The sequence below is a fragment of the Paenibacillus sp. LjRoot56 genome (genome assembly GCF_964253335.1).
Classification (GTDB): Bacteria; Bacillota; Bacilli; order Paenibacillales; family NBRC-103111; genus Paenibacillus_E; species Paenibacillus_E allorhizoplanae.
This window is the reverse complement of record NZ_CAXURV020000002.1, coordinates 811,714-832,322: the sequence shown is the minus strand read 5'-3', so window position 1 is coordinate 832,322 and position 20,609 is coordinate 811,714. Positions and strand designations below refer to the sequence as shown.

General features: G+C 46.8%; 14 protein-coding genes. 2 read left to right on the top strand and 12 right to left on the bottom strand.

Annotated elements, in window-relative coordinates; translation table 11 throughout:
• Positions 1–24: 24 nt before the first annotated feature.
• The 7 genes from ACSQ8O_RS16075 to ACSQ8O_RS16045 all read right to left on the bottom strand — a co-directional run bounded on the left by ACSQ8O_RS16075 (position 25) and on the right by ACSQ8O_RS16045 (position 9,116).
• Positions 25–1,446 carry an ABC transporter substrate-binding protein gene (locus ACSQ8O_RS16075; RefSeq protein WP_436242524.1) on the bottom strand — a complete coding sequence of 474 codons (1,422 nt, stop codon included), beginning with the start codon at positions 1,444–1,446 and terminating at the stop codon, positions 25–27.
• 112 nt (positions 1,447–1,558) lie between these two features.
• Complete coding sequence (locus ACSQ8O_RS16070) at positions 1,559–3,166, bottom strand: response regulator (protein WP_436242523.1); 1,608 nt, start codon at positions 3,164–3,166, stop codon at positions 1,559–1,561.
• Between the two features lies 1 nt (position 3,167).
• A complete protein-coding gene (locus ACSQ8O_RS16065; protein WP_436242522.1) occupies positions 3,168–4,919 on the bottom strand; it encodes a sensor histidine kinase in 1,752 nt (583 codons plus the stop codon).
• Between the two features lie 302 nt (positions 4,920–5,221).
• Complete coding sequence (locus ACSQ8O_RS16060) at positions 5,222–5,866, bottom strand: transcriptional regulator (RefSeq protein ID WP_436242521.1); 645 nt, start codon at positions 5,864–5,866, stop codon at positions 5,222–5,224.
• A 163-nt stretch (positions 5,867–6,029) separates the two neighbouring features.
• Positions 6,030–6,344 (bottom strand): MGMT family protein, encoded by a 315-nt coding sequence (locus tag ACSQ8O_RS16055; protein ID WP_436242520.1) that lies wholly within the window; start codon positions 6,342–6,344, stop codon positions 6,030–6,032.
• On the bottom strand, positions 6,341–7,429 hold the full coding sequence (locus ACSQ8O_RS16050; protein ID WP_436242519.1) for a lactonase family protein: 1,089 nt from the start codon (positions 7,427–7,429) through the stop codon (positions 6,341–6,343). The genes ACSQ8O_RS16055 and ACSQ8O_RS16050 overlap by 4 nt, the downstream gene beginning before the upstream one ends.
• A gap of 250 nt (positions 7,430–7,679) precedes the next feature.
• A complete protein-coding gene (locus ACSQ8O_RS16045; RefSeq protein ID WP_436242518.1) occupies positions 7,680–9,116 on the bottom strand; it encodes a collagen-like protein in 1,437 nt (478 codons plus the stop codon).
• Between the two features lie 158 nt (positions 9,117–9,274).
• Between ACSQ8O_RS16045 and ACSQ8O_RS16040 the strand changes: the two genes are divergently transcribed.
• Positions 9,275–10,384: a CotH kinase family protein gene (locus ACSQ8O_RS16040; RefSeq protein WP_436242517.1), complete on the top strand. Its 1,110-nt coding sequence runs from the start codon at positions 9,275–9,277 to the stop codon at positions 10,382–10,384.
• A 266-nt stretch (positions 10,385–10,650) separates the two neighbouring features.
• Here ACSQ8O_RS16040 and pruA read toward each other — a convergent pair whose 3' ends face one another.
• Both pruA and ACSQ8O_RS16030 read right to left on the bottom strand, forming a co-directional pair.
• Complete coding sequence (pruA, locus tag ACSQ8O_RS16035) at positions 10,651–12,222, bottom strand: L-glutamate gamma-semialdehyde dehydrogenase (RefSeq protein WP_436242516.1); 1,572 nt, start codon at positions 12,220–12,222, stop codon at positions 10,651–10,653.
• A 54-nt stretch (positions 12,223–12,276) separates the two neighbouring features.
• Positions 12,277–13,191, bottom strand: a complete 915-nt coding sequence (locus ACSQ8O_RS16030; protein ID WP_236291117.1) for a proline dehydrogenase family protein — start codon at positions 13,189–13,191, stop codon at positions 12,277–12,279.
• 232 nt (positions 13,192–13,423) lie between these two features.
• Between ACSQ8O_RS16030 and ACSQ8O_RS16025 the strand changes: the two genes are divergently transcribed.
• Positions 13,424–15,151: a sigma-54 interaction domain-containing protein gene (locus ACSQ8O_RS16025; RefSeq protein ID WP_436242515.1), complete on the top strand. Its 1,728-nt coding sequence runs from the start codon at positions 13,424–13,426 to the stop codon at positions 15,149–15,151.
• Between the two features lie 128 nt (positions 15,152–15,279).
• On the opposite strand, the gene ACSQ8O_RS16020 is transcribed toward ACSQ8O_RS16025, so the two are convergent.
• From ACSQ8O_RS16020 to ACSQ8O_RS16010, 3 genes are all read right to left on the bottom strand, one after another.
• Complete coding sequence (locus ACSQ8O_RS16020; RefSeq protein ID WP_436242514.1) at positions 15,280–16,929, bottom strand: exosporium glycoprotein BclB-related protein; 1,650 nt, start codon at positions 16,927–16,929, stop codon at positions 15,280–15,282.
• A gap of 309 nt (positions 16,930–17,238) precedes the next feature.
• Positions 17,239–19,290, bottom strand: a complete 2,052-nt coding sequence (locus tag ACSQ8O_RS16015; RefSeq protein WP_436242953.1) for an exosporium glycoprotein BclB-related protein — start codon at positions 19,288–19,290, stop codon at positions 17,239–17,241.
• Positions 19,291–19,830: 540 nt separating this feature from the next.
• Entirely contained in the window at positions 19,831–20,532 is a 702-nt protein-coding gene (locus ACSQ8O_RS16010) for a class I SAM-dependent methyltransferase (protein ID WP_436242513.1), read from the bottom strand.
• Between the last annotated feature and the right edge of the window lie 77 nt (positions 20,533–20,609).

The window sequence follows — 20,609 nt, the reverse complement described above, 5'->3', positions numbered from 1 at the left end:
ATAGCTTCCTCTCCTAGCGTGATCTTATTTAACTAGACTGCCTTGCAGATTTTTGGCATCAAAGTCAGGCATGGGTTGATTCTTGGTCGTACCTGTTTGCCTAGCTTTATCCAAAGCGGCGTTATATCGTGTCGACAAATCTGTCGTTATTTTATTCACATCACCGCCCTCTAGGATGTATCGCAAGGCTTCATCGCCCAAATTTTTACCTTCTGGCGTCACTGCTGGGACAACTGGGAACAAGGCGTCATATTTGTTAGGTAGGAACAAGTCCATATTCGCGAATCCTGGTTTCTTCGCAACAGCCAGCACATCTGGTACAGCGGAGATCCCTACACTATCCTCTTGGTATGTTTTCAACACTTCTGGACCGTACATCGTTTCGATGAATTTCCACGCCTTCGCTTTGTTCGCCGATTTCGCACTCATCGCGAGCCATACCGTCGCATTTGAGAATGGCGAAGCGCCATTGATTGTGCCATCTACCGTAGGAAGCGGGGCCGCACTCCATTTGATTTTGGCAGGGAATTGGTTCTTGTATACACCTGGCTCACTCGCATGGTTGATGTACATGCCGATTTTACCTTCCGCAAATTGTGCACGGAGCGGGTCGATATCAAGTAGTTCAAAACCAGGAATCATACTGCCATCCTGCTTCATTTTGCGCAGAGCCTCGAGCATTGGGATTTGACTAGCGAAGTCGAACTTGCCTGTTTTGAAGTTAAAGCCATCTAGGATCCCTGTGCTCAGCGCGACAATCGGTGAAGCGGAACGGCCAAAGCCTCCGTTATTTTTGAAGTTACCTGCGAAGCCATAAGCACCAATATCCTTCCCAGCAACGGTAAGCTTCTTGGCTGTTTCGACCATTTCATTGATCGTTTTCGGCGGTGCAGTAATACCCGCTTTTTGGAAAAGATCGACGTTATAGATAAGGCGCCAAGTGATACCATAGTTCGGCAAAGAGTAAATTTTATTATCCACACGGTTCCCGTCGTCGATGATGAGGTTCTTAAAACGGTTTTTGAATTCAGGGGTCATGTAGGTATCTAATGGTTCTAAGTAGCCTTTCTTGATGAACGGGGCAAAATTAGAGCCTGATGTCTTGATAATGTCCGGTGCTTGATTACTAGCGAAAGCGACATCTAAAGATTGCTCATAGTTGTCAGCCATAATCGTGACTTCGACTTCGATATTGTCCTTATTCTCGGCATTATACTTCGCGATCTCCGCTTTGATATGATCCGATGCACCACGGTCGTTCGTCCAGTAAGTTAGCTTTGTTTTGGGGCCGGTGGCTGCTGCTGGCGCTGCGGAACTTGCCGCTGCTGTTGCTGCAGCTGTTGCTGCAGGGCTTGCAGATGTATCCGCTGTATGGCTGCTCCCGCAAGCAGATAAGGTGACTAGCAGAGCTGCGGATGCAGCGAGATGAAACGGTTTCTTACGCATAAATGGTTGGCCTCCCTTTTCTTTTCCCATGTGTTTACTTCTAAAGTGTAAGCGAATTCACTCTAGCTGTGAGGAGGGTAAAACCACTATTCACTAGGAAAATATGATTGTATTAGGACGGTTTATAGCCTTGCTTGAACTCCGTCGGTGTCATCCCGACATGTCTCTTGAACACGTCTGTGAAGTAAGAACGATCCTCGTAACCCAAATGAATCGCAACTTCTTGCACCTGCTTATCCTCAAGGAGCATCTCCTTTGCCTTCTCGATTCGCAGTCCGTTCATGTAGTTGATGAGCGTCGTCCCTGTCACCTTTTTGAACAGATTCGCAAAATAACTGCCGCTCAAATACACATGCTTCGCTAAATCAGTGACCGTTACATTCTTGTCCAAATTCTCTCTCATATAGTGAATCGCCTGGGTGATGACCGAATCCGCTTCCAGCTCACGCTGCTTCTGCAAAGCGTCGCAACCTGCTGAAACCAATTGATCGAGTAATTCATTTAACTCACGCAGCGTCAAGCGCTCCCCCTTTTTCAGAAGATCCAGCTTCGCTGTCAGTTCGTCCAACCCACTTGGCATCGTAATTTTCTCAGCGAAAATGCGATTCATAAGCAGCCCTAGCTCATAGCACACATTCATCACATCGCTAGGTTGTACCCCCGAATAGCTATGTACAATGCTCTGCAGAAGAGGCAGTGCTCTCTCTTTATTGCCCATGCGCAAGTAATTGAACAACTCTTTTTCTTGCTCGGCACTATGTCTAGAACGTGTAACAGCATGATGCTGAATATCTTCATAGTAGAAAACACTATTCCCGCCTGTATAGAAATTGTGGGACAAGGCTTCCGTTGCCTGCTGATAAGATTGGGGCAGCTCGTGAATCGTTCTGGCCTCAAGTCCGACACCGATAGAGATCGTGTAGCGTGAGTAGTTCAGCATATGCTCGCGACACTGTTCAGCCAGCGTAACGATATCCATGTGAGTTGGCACATTCAGCAGACAAATGAAGCCGCTCAATTGCTCCCGGAATACAATGGATTTCGTGACAGAAGCGAGTGTTTCTTCGAGGATGTTTTTTACCGCAAAACGGGCCAGTTCAACGTCATGAATGCCATGGGTATCCACTTGCTTCGCAAAGCCATCGATTTCAATGCACATAATGATGAGGCGCTCCCGATTTAGATCGAGCTTCAAATAGTCCCAACGCTCCTTCAGTCTGGATTCATTGGCGTTGTAACGCAGCAACAGATGCAAATATTCTTGACGCAGCAGCGGCATGCTTTCCTTAATTTGGCGTTCCATTTCGCTTTGTTTGGCAAAATGGACACGATCCAGCTCAATTTGCTCTTTCGCTTTCTGCACAACCGCTTCAATCGCCGTTTTCAAGAACGGCTTCGCTATAAAATCGAACGCACCTAGACGAAGCGCTTGCTGCGCATATTCGAAATCCGTATAGCCGCTGAGCAGGATTACTTTGCAATTGGGCATCACTGCTGTGATCGCTTTCGTCATCTCCAAACCATCCATTCGCGGCATCCGAATATCCGTTAAGACGATATCTGGCCTGAGATCTAAGACCATCTGCAGGCCGTCCTCTCCATTGCCTGCTGTCCCTACTACCTGCACACCATGTGTGTCGATTTGGATCAAATCAGCGATCCCTCGAACGACACTTCTTATATCATCAATGACACAAAGTGTTATATCAGCCCTACTCATGTTAGACTTCCCCCTTGATCGGAATCGTTATATACACCTTTGTCGCTTCAAAAGGCTCACTCGAGAGAACCATCGTTGCCTCGCCACCATAGTACAGCTGCAAGCGGTTGAAGACATTCCGCAGCGCATAGCCTTTCTTCTCTGTGTTAGGATGATTCAGGCTCAGTTGCAGCTTATCTGCATCCATGCCGGAACCGTTATCTTCAACAACAATATGCAGTTGTTGATGATCGGATGTAAGTTCGATACGAATCTTACCACCAGATTCCATATGCTCAAACCCGTGAAGCAAACTATTCTCAACCAAGGGTTGGAGCATGATTTTCATAATGGGCAGTGCTAGGCTGGTATCACTGCTTACCACAATTTCAAAGTCAAAAAGCTCCTCATAGCACAGCTGTTGTATAGTCAAATACTGCCGCACATGACGTAGTTCTTTCTCGACCGTTGTCCATTCTTCGCCATGATTGAGGCCTAATTGAAAGAGCTGTGATAAGGCGATGACCATCGACTTGGAGTTGTCCAATTCGTCCGTTTCCATTTTCCAAATGATCGTATTGAGTGTGTTATATAAAAAATGCGGTGAGATCTGTGCCTGCAACGCCTTGGCTTCGGACTTGCGTTTCTCTCGTTCAGCGTCCTTCACTTCGTCGATGAGTTCATTGATTTCCAGCAGCATGCTGTTAAATTTATGGCCTACCTGACTGACCTCATCTTGATAATGGCTCTGGAATCGAACTGACAGATCATTGCGTCCTACCTTACTCATCAGCATTTGCAGATGATACAGCGGCTTCAGCAAAATCGCCGAAAGCACATTCGACACCAGTACCGCCATAATGATGCAGACGAGCATAATGATGCCGGTCGCCCATTGAATCCAGCTCAAATCCTTGAGCAGATCAGATCTCGATTGGACGCTGAGCAGCAGCCAGTCCGGATTGAATTGCAAAGTCGCGTAGTTAATTAGGTCGTATTGCTCCGTGATCCCTACCTCGAAATGGCCCCTCAAGCTCGTCCCAATATGTTTCTCAAGGAAATCTTTGTCATAGCTCTTGGGTAAATTCGGCTGATTCAATAGCACGCTTGCAGCATTCCGATTCACAAGGAACAAATTCTGATCTTCCTTCTCGGTGTGCCGGTCGGACAGTATGCCTTGGATCGCCTTCTCGTTCAAATTCACAACAAAATACATGTTTGGGCTATCACTAATCGATTTCATGACTAACGAAATAACGCGATCTTTCCCTTGAAAAAGAAGATCTTCATGCCCTTCGACCCAGAATGGCTCTTTGGTTAGTTGCGCCTTCTCGTACAGAGGCGAATCGTAGAAAGAGTAGCCTTGATTCCGATAGTAACTGGCAGAATAGAACTCCCCAATCGGTGTCGCAATAAAAATCGATTCGATCGACGGCTCTGCCAGCTTCGCTTGCGTAAACGCCGAGTTCATCGCTGTCATGTGACCGTAGTAGCCATCTTTCTTGCCAGCGGCAGAATCCTTCGACATCTGGACAAACGGCTGCGAAATCATAATATTCAACACCGACACGAGAATCTGCTTCGCTTTCTCATCCAGCACACGTGCAGAGGTGTTTAGATTATCCTGGCTGAGCTGAAACGTGTTCCGTTCAATGACGCGCGCACTTATATTATAAGACAGTCCCCCTGTCGCCGCGATCGACATGGCAATCAGCAGAACGAACGACACCCACATACGCTTCTTCAGCGTAAGTTTGTATAGCATGGTTTTCATGAACGTACACCTCCATGCTCACATTGTATCGCAAACGATTTCAGGGAGGATATAGAATTTTCCAGTGTGGTGGAAAGAGCGACTGACCCTGACATCCGCTCCCCTTTCTCGGGTGGGAACGAGGATGCGCTAATTGTGCATTTGGGGGCCGATTCAAGGATTGAGAGGAACGTGGGTGCGCTATTTCTGCATTTTCGTCTGAATTTTGCCATATTCCACTAGAATAGAGTATCCTCGTTCCCTTTGGGATCGCTTTAAGCAGCTAATGCGTCAGATAGTGAATCTACGTTCCCCCTCATACGCTATAAGTGGAGTAGATAGCTGCGTGCACGTTCATTACCACTCGCTACAACCAAAAGTTGCTTATCACATAACACATGCAACAAAGTTCTAGCGTGTCTTTCACTTACTTTGAGATGCACAGATAGTTCTGGAGCTGTAAATGGACGGATTGTTCTGCGAGCGAAACGAATGATTTCACTTTCCAGCCAAGAGAGTGTCGGTAGAACATCGGTGGCCATAAACTTGCCAATAAGAGAAAGAATCAACTGTTGGCATTGTTTCGGTGCTTCAACTATCGAAGGGTAGGCAAGAGGGAGAACTAACCACCCATCTAATGCGAGGTGTGCATGACGGATGCACAAATCTTTGAATCGCCAAACTTCAAGATCTCGCGCATGTGAACTGTAACCTTGAATTTCAATTGCGGCTTTTACATCTCTAGGCATATAGGCAAAATCCAAATAACGATAGCCGTTCGCGAAGTCACGAACCTCCCATTGGGGATACAGATCGTTGAAGTTGCCGACCTTTGGATACCAAATGGACCGAAGAAACTCCATCTCCGCATGGCCTAAACCTCGTTCTAATCGTTCCCTTCTGCGGGGGGTTGTGTCATCTGCAATTTGTTGTGCCATAAATGCTGCGAATGCTTGTTCAAATTTCATTAGCCATCTCTCCTTAAGTGGACCCAAAACAAAACGCCGCTCTCATCACTATAACTGAAAGGACCTATTCCTCAGTTACCATGATAAAAACGGCGTGTGCTTCACGACCAATGTCATATTATTTGTTTTAAAGTATACTAGACGAAGCCTAGATCATGCTACTTCATTCTGCTTCCGATTGAACTTGATATTCCGCAAGAGATACTGTCAACTCGTCCGTAACATGGATACCCTCAGATACTAGCAAAAACCGCTGCAGCTGCGCACCCTCATCATCTTGGATCGCGATTTCTCCACGAACATTGAGGACTCTGTGCCAGGGGAGACGGAACTTTTTGCTCATGGCATGCAGAATCCGCACAACTTGCCGAGCTGCTCTTGGACTTCCGGCTTGTCGCGCAATTTGGCCATACGTCATCACTTTTCCTTCGGGAATGGATCGAATGATTTCGAGAACTCTCTCTGTAAAAGGTGTCATTGTACCGGAAGGAACTTGATGCATACAGGCTGAGACATCTCAAGTACACTGCCAGTTGGGACTAGTTTCCCAGTCGTCTCATCGCGCGCAAAGCTAACGATATTGTCAGAATCTTTATTCGCGACTAGGACAAAACGTCCATCAGGCGAAATCCCAAAATTTCGTGGGTGCTTCCCTAGGGTTGGTGCATGTTCCACAACGGAGAGCTTTCCTGTTTGATTGTCAATGGCATAAACTACGATGCTATCGTGTCCGCGATTGGAACCATAAAGGTAACGTCCGTCAGGTGAGACGTGGATGTCTGCGCACCCATTTTCGCCATCGTAGGAGGCTGGCAGGGTTGGAATCGTCTGGATTTCTGTTAGTTTACCTTGTTCTTCATCATAGCTGAATGCTGTAACCGTGGAACCAAGCTCATTAATCACATACCCGTACTTGTAGGATGGGTGGAAGGCAAAATGGCGCGGCCCCGAACCAGGCGTGACAGACACTTCGCCATGTGGAATGAGACGCTTAGCGGCAAGATCGAGTTTATATAGGATAATTTTATCAAGGCCTAAATCACATGCACCTATGAACCGATTGGCACGATCAACGAAAACGGAATGCGCTCGCGGCCGATCCTGTACGGGAAGTAGGCTCGCACCGTGATGCTGCTGAATGTCCGCGGAAGTCCCAAGATGGCCATCGGCTTTAATTGGAGATAAGCCAACCATGCCACCATGATAGCTCGTAACCATTACAACTTGATTCATGTTGTCTAGCTGGATGTGGCATGTTGTCGCAGGCAGCGTGTTTTCCTGATTAAGTAGCGATAATTCACCCGTTTCTGGCTGGATAGAGTAGGCACTAGCTGCTCCACATTTCTGACCTTCAGCACCAACACCTTCACCAAGTGCGTATAATCGCCAATTTGCAGCATCGACAGCTAGAAAGGTTGGATTTTGGAGACCCGTTACGTTATGGGTAAGCGCTAAGCTACCTGTTTCTGCATCAAATTGTGCCGTATAAACCCCCGGATTCTTTGCATCGGCGTAAGATCCAATAAAGGCTAAAGTTTGTTTCGTTTGTTGCTGCTTGTCCACGGATGTCACTCCCATTCTCATCTAATTTCAATATGAGCATTATCTCAAATCTGCCCCTTGTGGGCAACTATTGGATTTATTGTGGGGTTGGAGAAATGAGATTGGCGGGAGAGTAATATTCGTATGTTTTCTGACATGAAAATCACTCATGGTCAACAACGCAAGGTAATCTACACAGATAACCTTTTTTAGGTTGTTGACCATAAGTGATAATACCCGATCCAGACCGCCTAGGACGGTCCTTCTCTATTTAAACAGCAGATGAAATATACACAGAGTAAACGGCATTTTGTGAAACGTTCATATTTAGGAATACTGAAATTGCATCGTTTCTTGTGACAGGGTTACCAGCTATATTACTGGTCCATGTTACTGTGGCATTTGGAGTGACTGCATATGGAGCACCATTGGAAATACGCACAGGCTGCGCTCCTACATCTGTAGGTCTAATTGAGAAAATTATGGTTCCTGTAAGGATAGCCGTAGTTGTAAGTGTAATTGTAGATATGATGTTAGCTGCTAACGGTGCCACTGCATTATTAATAACATCAAAACATACTTGGAAAAGATACGTTCCAGCAGGTAAGTTGTTTACATCTATTGCACCAGAAAAAGCAACTATGCTTCCATTCGCAGCATCGACATAAGGTACCCTATTAGAAAGTGCTCCAGGCGACCCTGCTAAACGTTGAAATCCTGCATTATTTCCACCAAAATTAAGAATTTTTGTGAAATTAGTTGGTGTCGCTCCGGTTGCTCCTCTTGCTCCAGTCGCTCCAGTTGCACCAGTTGCTCCAGTTGGTCCGGTTGCACCAATTGCTCCTGTTCCTCCAGTTGCTCCTGCTGCTCCTGTTCCTCCAGTCGCTCCAGTTACTCCTATTGCACCAGTTGCTCCGGTTGCTCCGGTTGCACCAACTGCTCCTGTTCCTCCAGTCGCTCCAGTTACTCCTATTGCACCAGTTGCTCCTGTTCCTCCGGTTGCACCAACTGCTCCTGTTCCTCCAGTTGCTCCAACTGCTCCTGTTCCTCCAGTCGCTCCAGTTATTCCTATTGCACCAGTTGCTCCTGTTCCTCCAGTCGCTCCTGCTGCTCCAGTTGCTCCCGTTGCTCCAGCTTCTCCTGTTCCTCCAGCTGCTCCTGTTGCTCCTGCTGCTCCGGTTGCTCCTGCTGCTCCGGTTGGTCCTGTTGCTCCAGTTGGTCCCTGTGGTCCACCTGCTGGCCCCGTCGCTCCGGTCGCTCCTGTGTCACCTGTTGCTCCTGTTGCTCCAGTTGGTCCAGTTACTCCAGCTGCACCAATTGCTCCAGTCGGCCCAGTTACTCCTGTTGCTCCGGTTGCTCCCGTTGCTCCAGCTGCTCCCGTTGCTCCTGCTGCTCCTGCTGCTCCCGTTGCTCCAGCTGCTCCTGCAACACCTGTTGCTCCAGCTGCTCCTGCAACACCTGTTGCTCCAGCTGCTCCTGTTGCTCCAGTTGCTCCAGTAGCTCCAGTAGCTCCTCTCTTCCCTCTATGCCCCCGCTTCCCTCTAGGCCCTCTCTTACAACACTTTGATGATGAGGACGTTGTTGTGGACGTTGTCGTACAACAACAATCTGATCTCGATTTTTTCGGATTATTACTCATATAAATTTGTAACTCTGGTTCAATCGAATCGAGAACATGTTTAAGTTCCTCTTTATTTAACCGCTCCAAGTATTCCACCACCTCTTTTCTTTGTCCTACTAGTTTATGAGCTAGAACATATATTGCGAGGGCTAGAAAAGAAAACAAGCATTTCCCTACTAGAGTGACATATTGCATGAAATCTTAATACTATATTATGTAAAATACAACTTACAAGAGGTGGCAGAATGAGCACTACTGATAATCTTTCTATCCCACATTTTCACATTACTGCAATTCCCGAGCAACTCGAAAAATTAAACAAGAACATCTACTTAGAGCTATGGATCCCGGCAGTCCTTCGCCTTAATCAAGATGAATATCAAATAAAGCTGGCCTATCGGGGCTCACATACCCGTAAATTTCCAAAAAAATCGTTCCAGGTCAAGTTCATTTCACCAATGGTTTACAAGGGAGAACGAGAATTTCATCTTAATGCCGAATATGCAGACCCCTCACTCATACGAAACAAACTTTCCTTTGACTTTTTTACCCGTATCGGTACCCTATCACCACAAACCTACCATGTACTACTGTCTATCAATGAACAATTTGCCGGTATATATTTGAAACTTGAATCTGTAGATAATCGTTTTTTACAAACAAGAGAATTGCCGGACGGGCCGATTTATTACGCCATAAATTCGAATGCCAATTTCTCGCTTCTTAATCCTAAAACCTCTGAAGTTAAAGACTCCCTTGAAGAGGGGTATATGAGAAAGTGCGGAACGGCTGTAGACAATGCCGATTTACGCACGTTTATTTATAAAATCAACACTACCCCAGTCGCTCAATTTGAAGCCGAAATTGAAAAGCTGTTGGATGTCGATAGTTACCTTCGGTGGTTAGCGGGAGCCGTATGCACTCAAAACTTCGACGGTTTTATTCATAATTACGCTTTATACCGAAATAGAGAAACAGAAAGGTTTACTATCATTCCGTGGGATTACGACGCAACCTGGGGAAGAAATGTGAACGGACACGTACTGAAGCATACGTATCTTCCGATAGAGGGGTTTAATACACTCACTGCGCGTATCTTGGACGTGTCATCGTTTCGCTCATCTTATTGTAGTCTTTTGCATGTCATTTTTCGCGAGCATTTTACGGAGATGGCACTGGAGCCTGAAATTATTTCACTGCAGCAATTGCTTCATCCATTTATCCATCTCGATCCTAATAAAAAAGTCGGCGATGGCATATTTTTAGACGAGCGAGGATTCATTCTTTCTTTTATCGAGAAGCGGAGGACATTTTTGATGGAGAGTTTAGAGTCGTTTCAAGCCCCCAAACAATAAGGTAAGCAAAGCTCTTCAAGTTTTCTCTTTGGTTCTTCAAAGGATAACCAGATCGTCCACATATCGGACGAGCGTGGGCTTCAACCTTAAGATCTCTCCACCAGTTGCCTGTTAGCCACGAAGCGACTTGGCTCATGCCTTAATTTAAATTTCTTAAATTTAGTTACGCTTATCTTTGCTTGGCGCGCTAAAACATAAAAACCCCACTTCATCGAAGTGGGGCCGCCTATACATATTGTCGCCTGCTCTTCAGCCAGCAAGTAAACCTACACCTTACGCGAAGTCAACTTCGCTTGTGTCAGCAACATTAAGTAATCGTAGCCGCCAGCCTTGGAGTCGGTACCCGACATGTTGAACCCGCCGAAGGGGTGCACGCCGACAAGTGCTCCTGTACATTTGCGGTTGATGTACAAGTTACCGCAATGAACGGTCTCTAACGCTTCTGCGATGCGATCTTCATCCGTGGAGAAGTAAGATCCCGTCAACCCAAATTCCGTATCGTTGTACATCTCAATAGCTTCCTGCCAATTCGCGGCTTTCGCAATCGCAAGCACAGGCCCAAAGATCTCTTCCTGCATCAGGCGCGCTTTGCCGCTCACATCTCCGAACACGGTTGGCTGAATGTAATAGCCATTACCTTCCGCTTTGCCGCCGCCAACTAGCAGCGTGCCTTCGCTTTTGCCAACCTCGATGTAGTCCAAAATCCGCTCATACGATGCTTTATCGATGACCGGACCTGCCGCGAAGTTTAACTCTGGCAGACCGCTTTGTAATCTATTCGTGTAAGCGATAATCTTCTCGACCACTTCATCGTAGACTGACTCAACGATGATCGCACGGGAGCCCGCGGAGCACTTCTGGCCTTGGAAGCCAAAAGCCGAAGCCACAATCGCAGCTGCAGCTGCATCCAGATCCGCCGTTTCGTCGACGACAATGCCGTCTTTTCCACCCATTTCAGCGATGACTCGCTTAATCCAAATCTGCCCTGGAGCCACATCAGCAGCCAAACGGTTAATCCGTAAGCCAATTTCTTTCGAACCTGTGAACGAAATAAACCGTGTTTTCGGGTGCGTCGTCAAATAGTCACCAACCTCAGCACCACTGCCCGGAATGAAGTTGATCACCCCCGCTGGCAGACCTACTTCCTCCATCAAAGCGACAAATTTATGTGCGATAACAGGTGTCGTAGAAGCTGGCTTCAGCAATACCGTATTCCCGGAAACAACAGCAGAAACCGTCATTCCTACACAAATTGCAAGTGGGAAATTCCACGGCGGAATCACAACGCCAACACCAAGCGGGATATAAGAAATCTGGTTGTTCTCACCAGGAATGCGCACCAAAGGCTGTGTCTCATTGATCTCGCTCAAACGGATCATTTCACGCGCATAGAACTCGATGAAATCAATCGCTTCCGCGGTATCGACATCCGCTTCGACGTAGTTTTTACCAGACTCAAGGATCATCAGTGCTGAGAATTCATGCTTACGAGCACGCATAAGTGCCGCCGCTTTGAATAAATATTCCGCGCGCTCTCTAGCGGGAACCTTCTTCCAGGACTCGAACGTTTCGAGTGCGGTGTTCATTGCTTTTTCAGCCAAAGCCTGATCAGCCTTACTCACGTACCCGATCACTTCATCCACATTGCCTGGATTGATTGATGTAATCTTCGCTTCCGTCATGACCTTCTCAGATCCAATATATAGCGGGTACTCGCGCCCAAGCTCGCCCTTCACCTTCGCAATAGCATCTTGCATCGCCTTCAAATTGTCCTCTAGTGCAAAATTCGTAAACGGTTCATTCGCGTATGGAATTACCTTCGTTGATAATGTCGTCATGTATAATGGCTCCTCTCCGAATAGAAAGCTATTTTAATATTTATTTAGTTGAGTTTATTTGAACATATTTTTAAGCACAAACCAGACATTGGCTGGACGCTCTGCTAACCTTCTCATGAAATAACCGAACCAATCAACGCCATATGGCACGTAAATGCGGACACGGTAGCCTTCTTTCACGAGTTGCTTTTGCAAATCTTCACAGATTCCATAAAGCATTTGGAACTCGAACTGATCTTTCCCGATGTTATTCTCACTCACGAATTGTTTCGTGAAATTAATAATCGCCTCATCATGACTAGCGACAGCTGTATAATGTCCATTCAACAGATGCTTCTGAATAATGACTTTGTAATTCTCATCGACAGCACTTTTCTCTGGAAAAGCAACCTCAGGAGACTCCTTATAAGCTCCCTTCACCAATCGCAAATTCGCGCCAAGCTCATGTAAATCATCAATATCCTTCAGAGTGCGGAACAGATAAGCCTGAATCACGATCCCGACATTGTCGTATTCTTGACGAAGCTCGCGGTAAATATCAAGCGAAACCTGACAATGCGCATAATCCTCCATATCGATACGGACAAAATTCCCATGCATCCGCGCACGATCCAAAATCCGTTTCATGCTGCTTACGCAAAGCTCTCTGCTAATATCTAATCCTAAGGAAGTCATCTTCAAGGATAAATTGGAGCGAACGCCCGACTCCGCAATCGCGTCGAGGGTTTGGATGCACATCGCAGCTGATTCTAACGCTTCTTCCTCGCTAAAAACAAACTCGCCCAAATGGTCCAACGTCGCCACGCGGCCATCTTGATTCAAACCACGCACGGCATTGATCGATTGCTGAATCGTCTCACCAGCTACAAAGCGTGCTGCGCCAAATCGGAGTCCATATTTCTTCGCTAAGCGATTGGCTGCGCGACTTTTGCCTAGGGATTGAAACATATTACGCATCATGAGTTCCATCTGTGGTTGCCTCCAAGTAGAAATTGTACACTTGTGTTTAATTTATAATCGAATTATACACTTTATTTTCGATTTTGAACACTATTTGTTTAAAAATAATTTCAAACTTGTACAATACACCTTTAATTCATGTCATATCTGTACAATATTCATCATAAAGCCAAGTTGTGTTGAATCACCTACCTTTTCATGGTAAATTAAAACCAAATAAGGCGGATAAAAGAGGGTTAACATGTTCATTCCTGAACACTTTCCATTACACACACAGATTCAAACACTTCCAATAGAGACGACATTTACGGAGCTCATTTCCATTATTCAAAAAGGAACCGCCGTAATCGTCCAACAAGAAGGTGCCGTAGCATTATTTACACCAGAGGATGCAGAGTTATTGAAAGCTTTTGAAGCATCGACGATGCTTGCACATCTTGTAAACATGAACTATTTTAACGTTCCAAGTTGCTCATTGAAGGAGCTCCACGACCTAGACCACATTCAGCAGCTTATACGCAGAGAAACTCGCTCCTTTCTATGCACCAATGAACAAGACACTATTCTAGGCTATGTCCCCCTAGGAGCATATGCCGCATACGTGATGAATGAAGGGCAGAAGTGGTACGCCTACTTCGCTGCTCTCGCAGATACTGTGACTGACGCCGTCACCGTTGTTGATCGGGATGGTGCCGTGATTTGTTGGAACCCTGTCGCAGAAGAGCTCTATGGGCTGCCGCGTGAAGACATTGTTGGCAAGCGCATAGGTGAACATTTTGATGTGGAAACCCTAATGGTTTTGAAAATGTTAGATGAAGGCAGACTCATTCGCAATACATATCACCGCCCAAGACCTGACACGCATGTACTCATTAATGCATCACCGATCAAAGATGCCGCAGGCACGATTATCGGCGGTATTGCAACTGAACAAGATATTACCCAATTGGTGCGACTAAACGAACAATTAACAACCGTCGAGTCCGTTGGGCTTCCGAATGAAGCGTCGCAAGATGACCCTTTTGCCCTTATCAAAGGAAAGGGGCCTGCCATCGGCAAAGTTATTCAATGGGCCAAAAAAGTCGCGGCTACGGATACCCCCGTCCTGCTCATCGGAGAATCAGGCGTTGGGAAGGAGCAGCTCGCCCAAATTATTCATCAATCGAGCTCGCGCTCGATGCAGCCTTTTATAACTGTTCATTGCGGTATTGTACCTGCTGGCATTTTGGAGACGGAATTGTTCGGCTATCAAGGGGGGGCATTTAGTGGAAACGAAAGTGGTCAACCCGGCAAATTAGAATTAGCCAAAGAGGGTACACTATTTATTAACGAAATTGAGAAAATGTCTCTGGAGCTTCAAGCCAAACTCTATCGATACATCACCAAGCAAATGCTTGTCCGTTCTGGCGGCAATCAACCTATCAGTGTAAAAACTCGCATTATTATTGCAACTACGCAGGATCTTGCTAGCAAGGTTGCTTCCCATGAATTCAGAACTGATCTTTACTATGCGCTGAATGTTGTTTCTATCCGAATCCCGCCTTTGCGCGAACGAAACGAAGATATCCCGGCGATGGTTCATATGTATCTGAAGCAATTTTCAATGCATTACCAGAAACCAGCACCTGGTCTGTCGCCAGAGGTGATTCTAGCGCTGTCCCAATACAATTGGCCTGGCAACATTCAAGAATTGAAAAATATCATAGAGCGGTGCATTATTTTAAATGAAGATGAGATGATCACGCTTGAACATTTACCACCTGCCTTGCAAGAGCAGCAGCCAAGTCTGATTCAGGATGCAGAATCCTCCAGTATTCAGCTTAAGGAAAAAGTCACTGAAGTGGATGAAATCACATTAATTGTGGAAGCTTTAGCCAAAACCGCGGGTAACAAAAGTGCAGCTGCGAAGTTACTTGGGATCTCGCGCGGAACGCTTTACAATAAAATGAAAGAATTCGAGTTGGAATAAATAGAGTTCGCGTAATAAGAAAAAGCTCAAGTAACTACCATTCATCCCTAGTAATAGACTGGGCAATGAATAGGAGTTACCTTGAGCTTTGTTATTAATAACCTAACTATTATCTAAACATTAGTTCATTAGTTAATCGTAATACCTGCACTAGCAAAGCCTATTACAGTTTCCAGAAGATCTAGACCGCCTGTATCGAGGGAGAATACCATTAAGAGGCGATCTTGTGCTGCAACTGCCACATTAACTGGAAGTATTGCATTCCTAGTCGTACCTATATTAATTAAACCAGTTAATGCTGGAGTCAACGGTAATACAGCAGAGGTCGGCGAGAAGATATTGCTGCCTGCAGCTGCTCTATATAAAGTTGCCCTGATCGTGACTGGGCTTGCCACCGTGACGCCAAGCGTAACACTGAAAAATGCAGATATAGATGTGACTGTTCCGGCGCGAGGCGAGGAGAATGCGAAGTCGAGAAGTCCACCGCTTGCCGAGAGATTGATAGTTGCTCCACCAACAACAACATTATCGACCGAACTTCCGAAGCCGATAAGGCCTCCAGTGTTGAGCACACCTCCTATAACCGATGCTAATGCTACTGGAATACCTGATGCAAATGGAATAATAGATCCCGGTCCAGCTGCTCCTGTTGCTCCTGTTGCTCCGACTGCACCAGCTGCTCCCGTTGCTCCGGTTGCCCCGGTTTCACCTGCTGCTCCGGCTGCTCCCGTTGCTCCGGTTGCCCCGGTTTCACCTGCTGCCCCCGTTGCTCCGGCTGCCCCTGTTGCTCCTGTTGCTCCTGCTGCTCCGGCTGCCCCCGTTGCTCCGGTTGCCCCGGTTTCACCTGCTGCTCCGGCTGCCCCCGTTGCTCCGGCTGCCCCTGTTGCTCCTGCTGCTCCCGTGGCTCCTGTTGCTCCTACTGCTCCAGCTGTTCCTGGCGCACCTGTTGCTCCCGTCGCTCCAGTTTCTCCTACCCCTGGACCCGTTGGTCCCATCGGACCTATTGCTCCCGTTGCTCCCGTTGCTCCTACACCCGTTGGACCCATCGGACCTAACGGCCCCATTGGTCCCATTGCTCCCGCTGCTCCTACACCCGTTGGACCCATCGGACCCATCGGACCCATCGGACCTAACGGCCCTAACGGCCCTATCGGCCCCATCGGACCCATTGGCCCCATTGGCCCCATTGGCCCCATTGCTCCCGCTGCTCCTGGTGCCCCGGTTGGTCCAGTGCCCCCAATTCCGTATGGTCCTGTTGCTCCAGTAGCTCCTGCTGCACCATGCGGTCCCGTTGGTCCATGGTGTCCATGATGTCCATGTTCCCCTTTAGGACCTGTTGGACCTGTATGGCCTCTTTTACCTCTATCGCCATCGTCGCCTTTTTTGCCTTTTGGCCCTTTTGGCCCTGTTGGCCCTGTTGCTCCGATTGCTCCTGTTGCTCCTGTTGCTCCATTTGCTCCAGTTGCACCGTGTGCTCCTGCTTCTCCAGTTGCCCCTGTTGCACCAGCCGCTCCTGCCGCTCCTGCTGCTCCTGCTGCTCCAGTGAAACCTCTGAAACCTCTAAAACCGCGTGGACCGCGATCTCCTTTGGGGCCTTTTTTACAGCATTTCCGCTTGATTTTCTTAAATACAATTTTGTGACAGTGTTTCTTCACTCTTTTCTTACGTTTATGGCAGCCGCATCCACTTACTTTATGGAGCTTCGCTCCACTTTTTTTAATAATTACACGTTTTTTCACTGTCGTGGTACTTTTCTTTTTGCCAACTAAGAGACTCAACTACAACACCTCCTGTGATGCTTCATCATACGGATTATCCCAGAGGTTTGTCTGTACTTTTTGGCAATAGATGGTTGTCCATTCCAAAATATGCATATGACTATATGTATAGGAAAAATGTTTCTTCAATAGAAGGAAGAGTCAAAACTACTACGTCGAGGAGGATGAATACATATCACCCGCTACCAAATTACCCAAAAAAAAGACTCTATCTCCTAGATTTCATTCCCATCAAACATCATAGGGCAATGAAAACTGACAGAATAGAGTCAATTTTAAAACTAAATTTTAGTTAGTATTTTAAAAATATTAGTTCATTGTAATACCTGCACTTGCATATCCAACAACAGTATTAACTAGTGAAACACCTGCTGCAGTAGCAGTAAACACCATTAACAGACGTGTTTGTGCTGGAAGAGTAATCGATAAACCTGTAGTAATATTACTAGTAATATCCCCTAATGATAGAGGGCTTGCAAGTCCTGGTAATGTTACGCTTGCACCTGGAACTGGCGTAAATGAATTGCTGGTTGCCGTTGCGCTATATAATTGTGCAGTTACTGTAATTGTTGTTCCTACACCGATAGCTAATGCTACAGTCTCACTGAAGAACGCTGAAATGTCTGTGATCGTTGAAGTTCTAGATAAAGAAAATGCAAAGTCAAGAAGCGGACCTACAATAGTACCTTCTAAATCGATAATTGGGCCGGGTAGTAATGTAACGTTAGAAGCTGAATTTCCAAAACCTACAAGTCCTGCTGTACCAGCTAATCCAAGTGCAACAGTTGTCATCGTAATTGGTCCACCGGATGCAAATGGAACAAACGCGCCTGATCCAGGTATACCTGTAGCTCCTGTTGCACCAACTGCTCCAACTGCTCCTGTTGCTCCGGTTGCTCCAACTACACCTGTTGCTCCCGTTGCTCCTGTTGCTCCAACTTCTCCAACTGCTCCTGTTGCCCCGGTTGCTCCTGTTGCTCCAACAGCTCCAACTACACCTGTTGCTCCCGTTGCTCCGGTTGCTCCAACTTCTCCAACTGCTCCCGTTGCTCCTGTTGCTCCTACTGCTCCAACTGCGCCTGTTGCTCCTGTTGCCCCAACTACTCCTGTGGCACCCGTTGCTCCTGTTGCTCCAACTTCTCCAACTGCTCCTGTTGCTCCTGTTGCCCCAACTGCCCCAACTACTCCTGTTGCACCTGTTGCTCCTGTTGCTCCAACTTCACCAACTGCTCCTGTTGCTCCTGTTGCTCCAACTGCTCCAGCTACACCTGTTGCTCCTGTTGCTCCAACTGCTCCATCTGCACCCGTGGCTCCTGTTGCTCCGACTGCTCCAGCTACACCCGTGGCTCCTGTTGCTCCGACTACTCCAGCTACACCTGTTGCTCCTGTTGCTCCAACTAACCCATCGGCACCCGTGGCTCCTGTTGCTCCAACTGCTCCAGCTACACCTGTTGCTCCTGTTGCTCCAACTAACCCATCTGCACCCGTGGCTCCTGTTGCTCCAACTGCTCCAGCAACACCCGTTGCACCCGTGGCTCCGACTGCTCCAGCTACACCTGTTGCTCCGGTTGCTCCAACTAACCCATCTGCACCCGTGGCTCCTGTTGCTCCAACTGCTCCAGCTACACCTGTTGCTCCTGTTGCTCCAACTAACCCATCTGCACCCGTGGCTCCTGTTGCTCCAACTGCTCCAGCAACACCCGTTGCACCCGTGGCTCCGACTGCTCCAGCTACACCTGTTGCTCCTGTTGCTCCAACTAACCCATCTGCACCCGTGGCTCCTGTTGCTCCAACTGCTCCAGCAACACCCGTTGCACCCGTTGCTCCTGTTGCTCCAGTTTCACCAGCAGCTCCTGTTGCTCCGGTTGCCCCAGCAACTCCTGTTGCACCCCCAGCTGGGCCTTGTTCACCTACAGGCCCTGTTGCACCTGTTGCTCCTGCTGCTCCTGTTGCTCCAGTAGCACCTGTAGCTCCTGTCACACCAGTTGCTCCTTCAGCTCCTGTTGCTCCTGTTGCTCCTGCTGCTCCTGCTGTTCCTGTTGCCCCTGTTGCTCCTGTAGTTCCTGTTACTCCAGTTGCTCCTGCAGCTCCTGCAGCTCCTGTTGCTCCTATTGCTCCTGTTGCTCCTGTAGTTCCTGTCACACCAGTTGCTCCTGTTGCTCCTGCAGCTCCTGTTGCTCCTGTAGCACCTGTTGCTCCTGTAGCACCTACGGCACCTGTAGCACCTACAGCACCTGTTGCTCCTGTAGCACCTGCAGCACCCGTAGCTCCAGTTGCACCTGCTGCTCCTGTCGCACCTGTTGCTCCTGTAACACCACCTACATAAGGAAATTCAATTTCAATTTCCCCACCGTTGTACATTTCAATTTCTATTTCCGCGACTTCATACCAATCAATGTCTTCTAGAAAATCCTCAAGCTCGGACATTCTTTGAATGGGGCCATCGCCTATTTCGAACTTTATTTTGTATTCTTCTTCGTCAAAATACTCGATTTCAATTTTTTTGATGTTCATTATTCCTACGATTCCAATTAAATTCATTAACTGAGCAAGTTTACTCAACGTACTTTCACCTCCATATTATATTAATGCTAGTAATCTGCAATCGAGATACGGTTTCTTTTAATAAGACCAGCCTCCCTTACCTAAAATGAAACTACTCTAGTTTCCTCGTATAGTATATGTGTACAAACTTTCAGTGCATGGACGAATGAGAGAGGACAATGATGGAAAAAACATTATTTGTAAATACTTGATTGAATTAGGTAATAAAGTTTTAACTTGGACCTCCCAACGCACTTCTAAACACATATCGAACATGTAATAGTTGATAGACTTCAAGTCATATGTACCGCAAAAAGAAGCGACTGCGCCCAAATATATGGGGAGCAGTCGTTTCTTTTATAAACCTGATGTATCCATAATATACTGCATCACCGTATCTACCTTTTCGTCGCTAGGAACAAGAATTCCTAATCCATTATTCGTGTAAACGCGATGGAAACTTAGAGAGAAAGTCGTTACCTTCAAGAAATCTTCTATTGCTGTCAACACACCGTTTTCTTCCCCATATTCATTCATCGCATTGAACTGGGTTTCATTAATCCCCCCTGTTTCAACAAGCTCACTGGAGCCAGCTTTAACCCCTTTTTGGGCATGCAATTTACGATATTGGGTAGGTATCGTTTCCGGAAAATAGTAAGAATCACGTCTTCCATATGGCCACTCCGTATCATGAAGAATGACAATCGGAAATTTACCTGATCTAATTGCCATTTGCTCTATTGCCATTAATTCATGATAAACGGTGTACCAATTATGGTCTCCGTCGATGAGAAATACATCAGCAGCTTGAAGCTCTGATAATACCTCCAGACTGTGCTTTTTATGAACAACTAATTCCTCTGAAAAAACAGCCTCATAAGCATAAGTATTAAATCCCGGTGCAGGATCAATGACTGTTAGCTTACCGTTCATCATTTTACAAAACTCAAGCAATTTTATGGTGGTACGACCACCTAGGAAAACGCCAATTTCTACAATGTGTGTAGCCTCGTATTTGATTAAAATGGGTTTAATTATTTTTTCAAAAAAACGATCCATACCGCACCTCCTCTTTGTCACCATATTCCGTCAAAGGAATTTTGGTTCGATGTAACAATCCTGTATACAAAAGAATC

Bases quoted from the DNA above. Each gene is read 5' to 3' on its own strand.
- ACSQ8O_RS16075 (WP_436242524.1), bottom strand. From the start codon at position 1,446: ATGCGTAAGAAACCGTTTCATCTCGCTGCATCCGCAGCTCTGCTAGTC.
- ACSQ8O_RS16070 (WP_436242523.1), bottom strand. From the start codon at position 3,166: ATGAGTAGGGCTGATATAACACTTTGTGTCATTGATGATATAAGAAGT.
- ACSQ8O_RS16065 (WP_436242522.1), bottom strand. From the start codon at position 4,919: ATGAAAACCATGCTATACAAACTTACGCTGAAGAAGCGTATGTGGGTG.
- ACSQ8O_RS16060 (WP_436242521.1), bottom strand. From the start codon at position 5,866: ATGAAATTTGAACAAGCATTCGCAGCATTTATGGCACAACAAATTGCA.
- ACSQ8O_RS16055 (WP_436242520.1), bottom strand. From the start codon at position 6,344: ATGACACCTTTTACAGAGAGAGTTCTCGAAATCATTCGATCCATTCCC.
- ACSQ8O_RS16040 (WP_436242517.1), top strand. From the start codon at position 9,275: ATGAGCACTACTGATAATCTTTCTATCCCACATTTTCACATTACTGCA.
- pruA (WP_436242516.1), bottom strand. From the start codon at position 12,222: ATGACGACATTATCAACGAAGGTAATTCCATACGCGAATGAACCGTTT.
- ACSQ8O_RS16030 (WP_236291117.1), bottom strand. From the start codon at position 13,191: ATGGAACTCATGATGCGTAATATGTTTCAATCCCTAGGCAAAAGTCGC.
- ACSQ8O_RS16025 (WP_436242515.1), top strand. From the start codon at position 13,424: ATGTTCATTCCTGAACACTTTCCATTACACACACAGATTCAAACACTT.
- ACSQ8O_RS16015 (WP_436242953.1), bottom strand. From the start codon at position 19,290: ATGTACAACGGTGGGGAAATTGAAATTGAATTTCCTTATGTAGGTGGT.
- ACSQ8O_RS16010 (WP_436242513.1), bottom strand. From the start codon at position 20,532: ATGGATCGTTTTTTTGAAAAAATAATTAAACCCATTTTAATCAAATAC.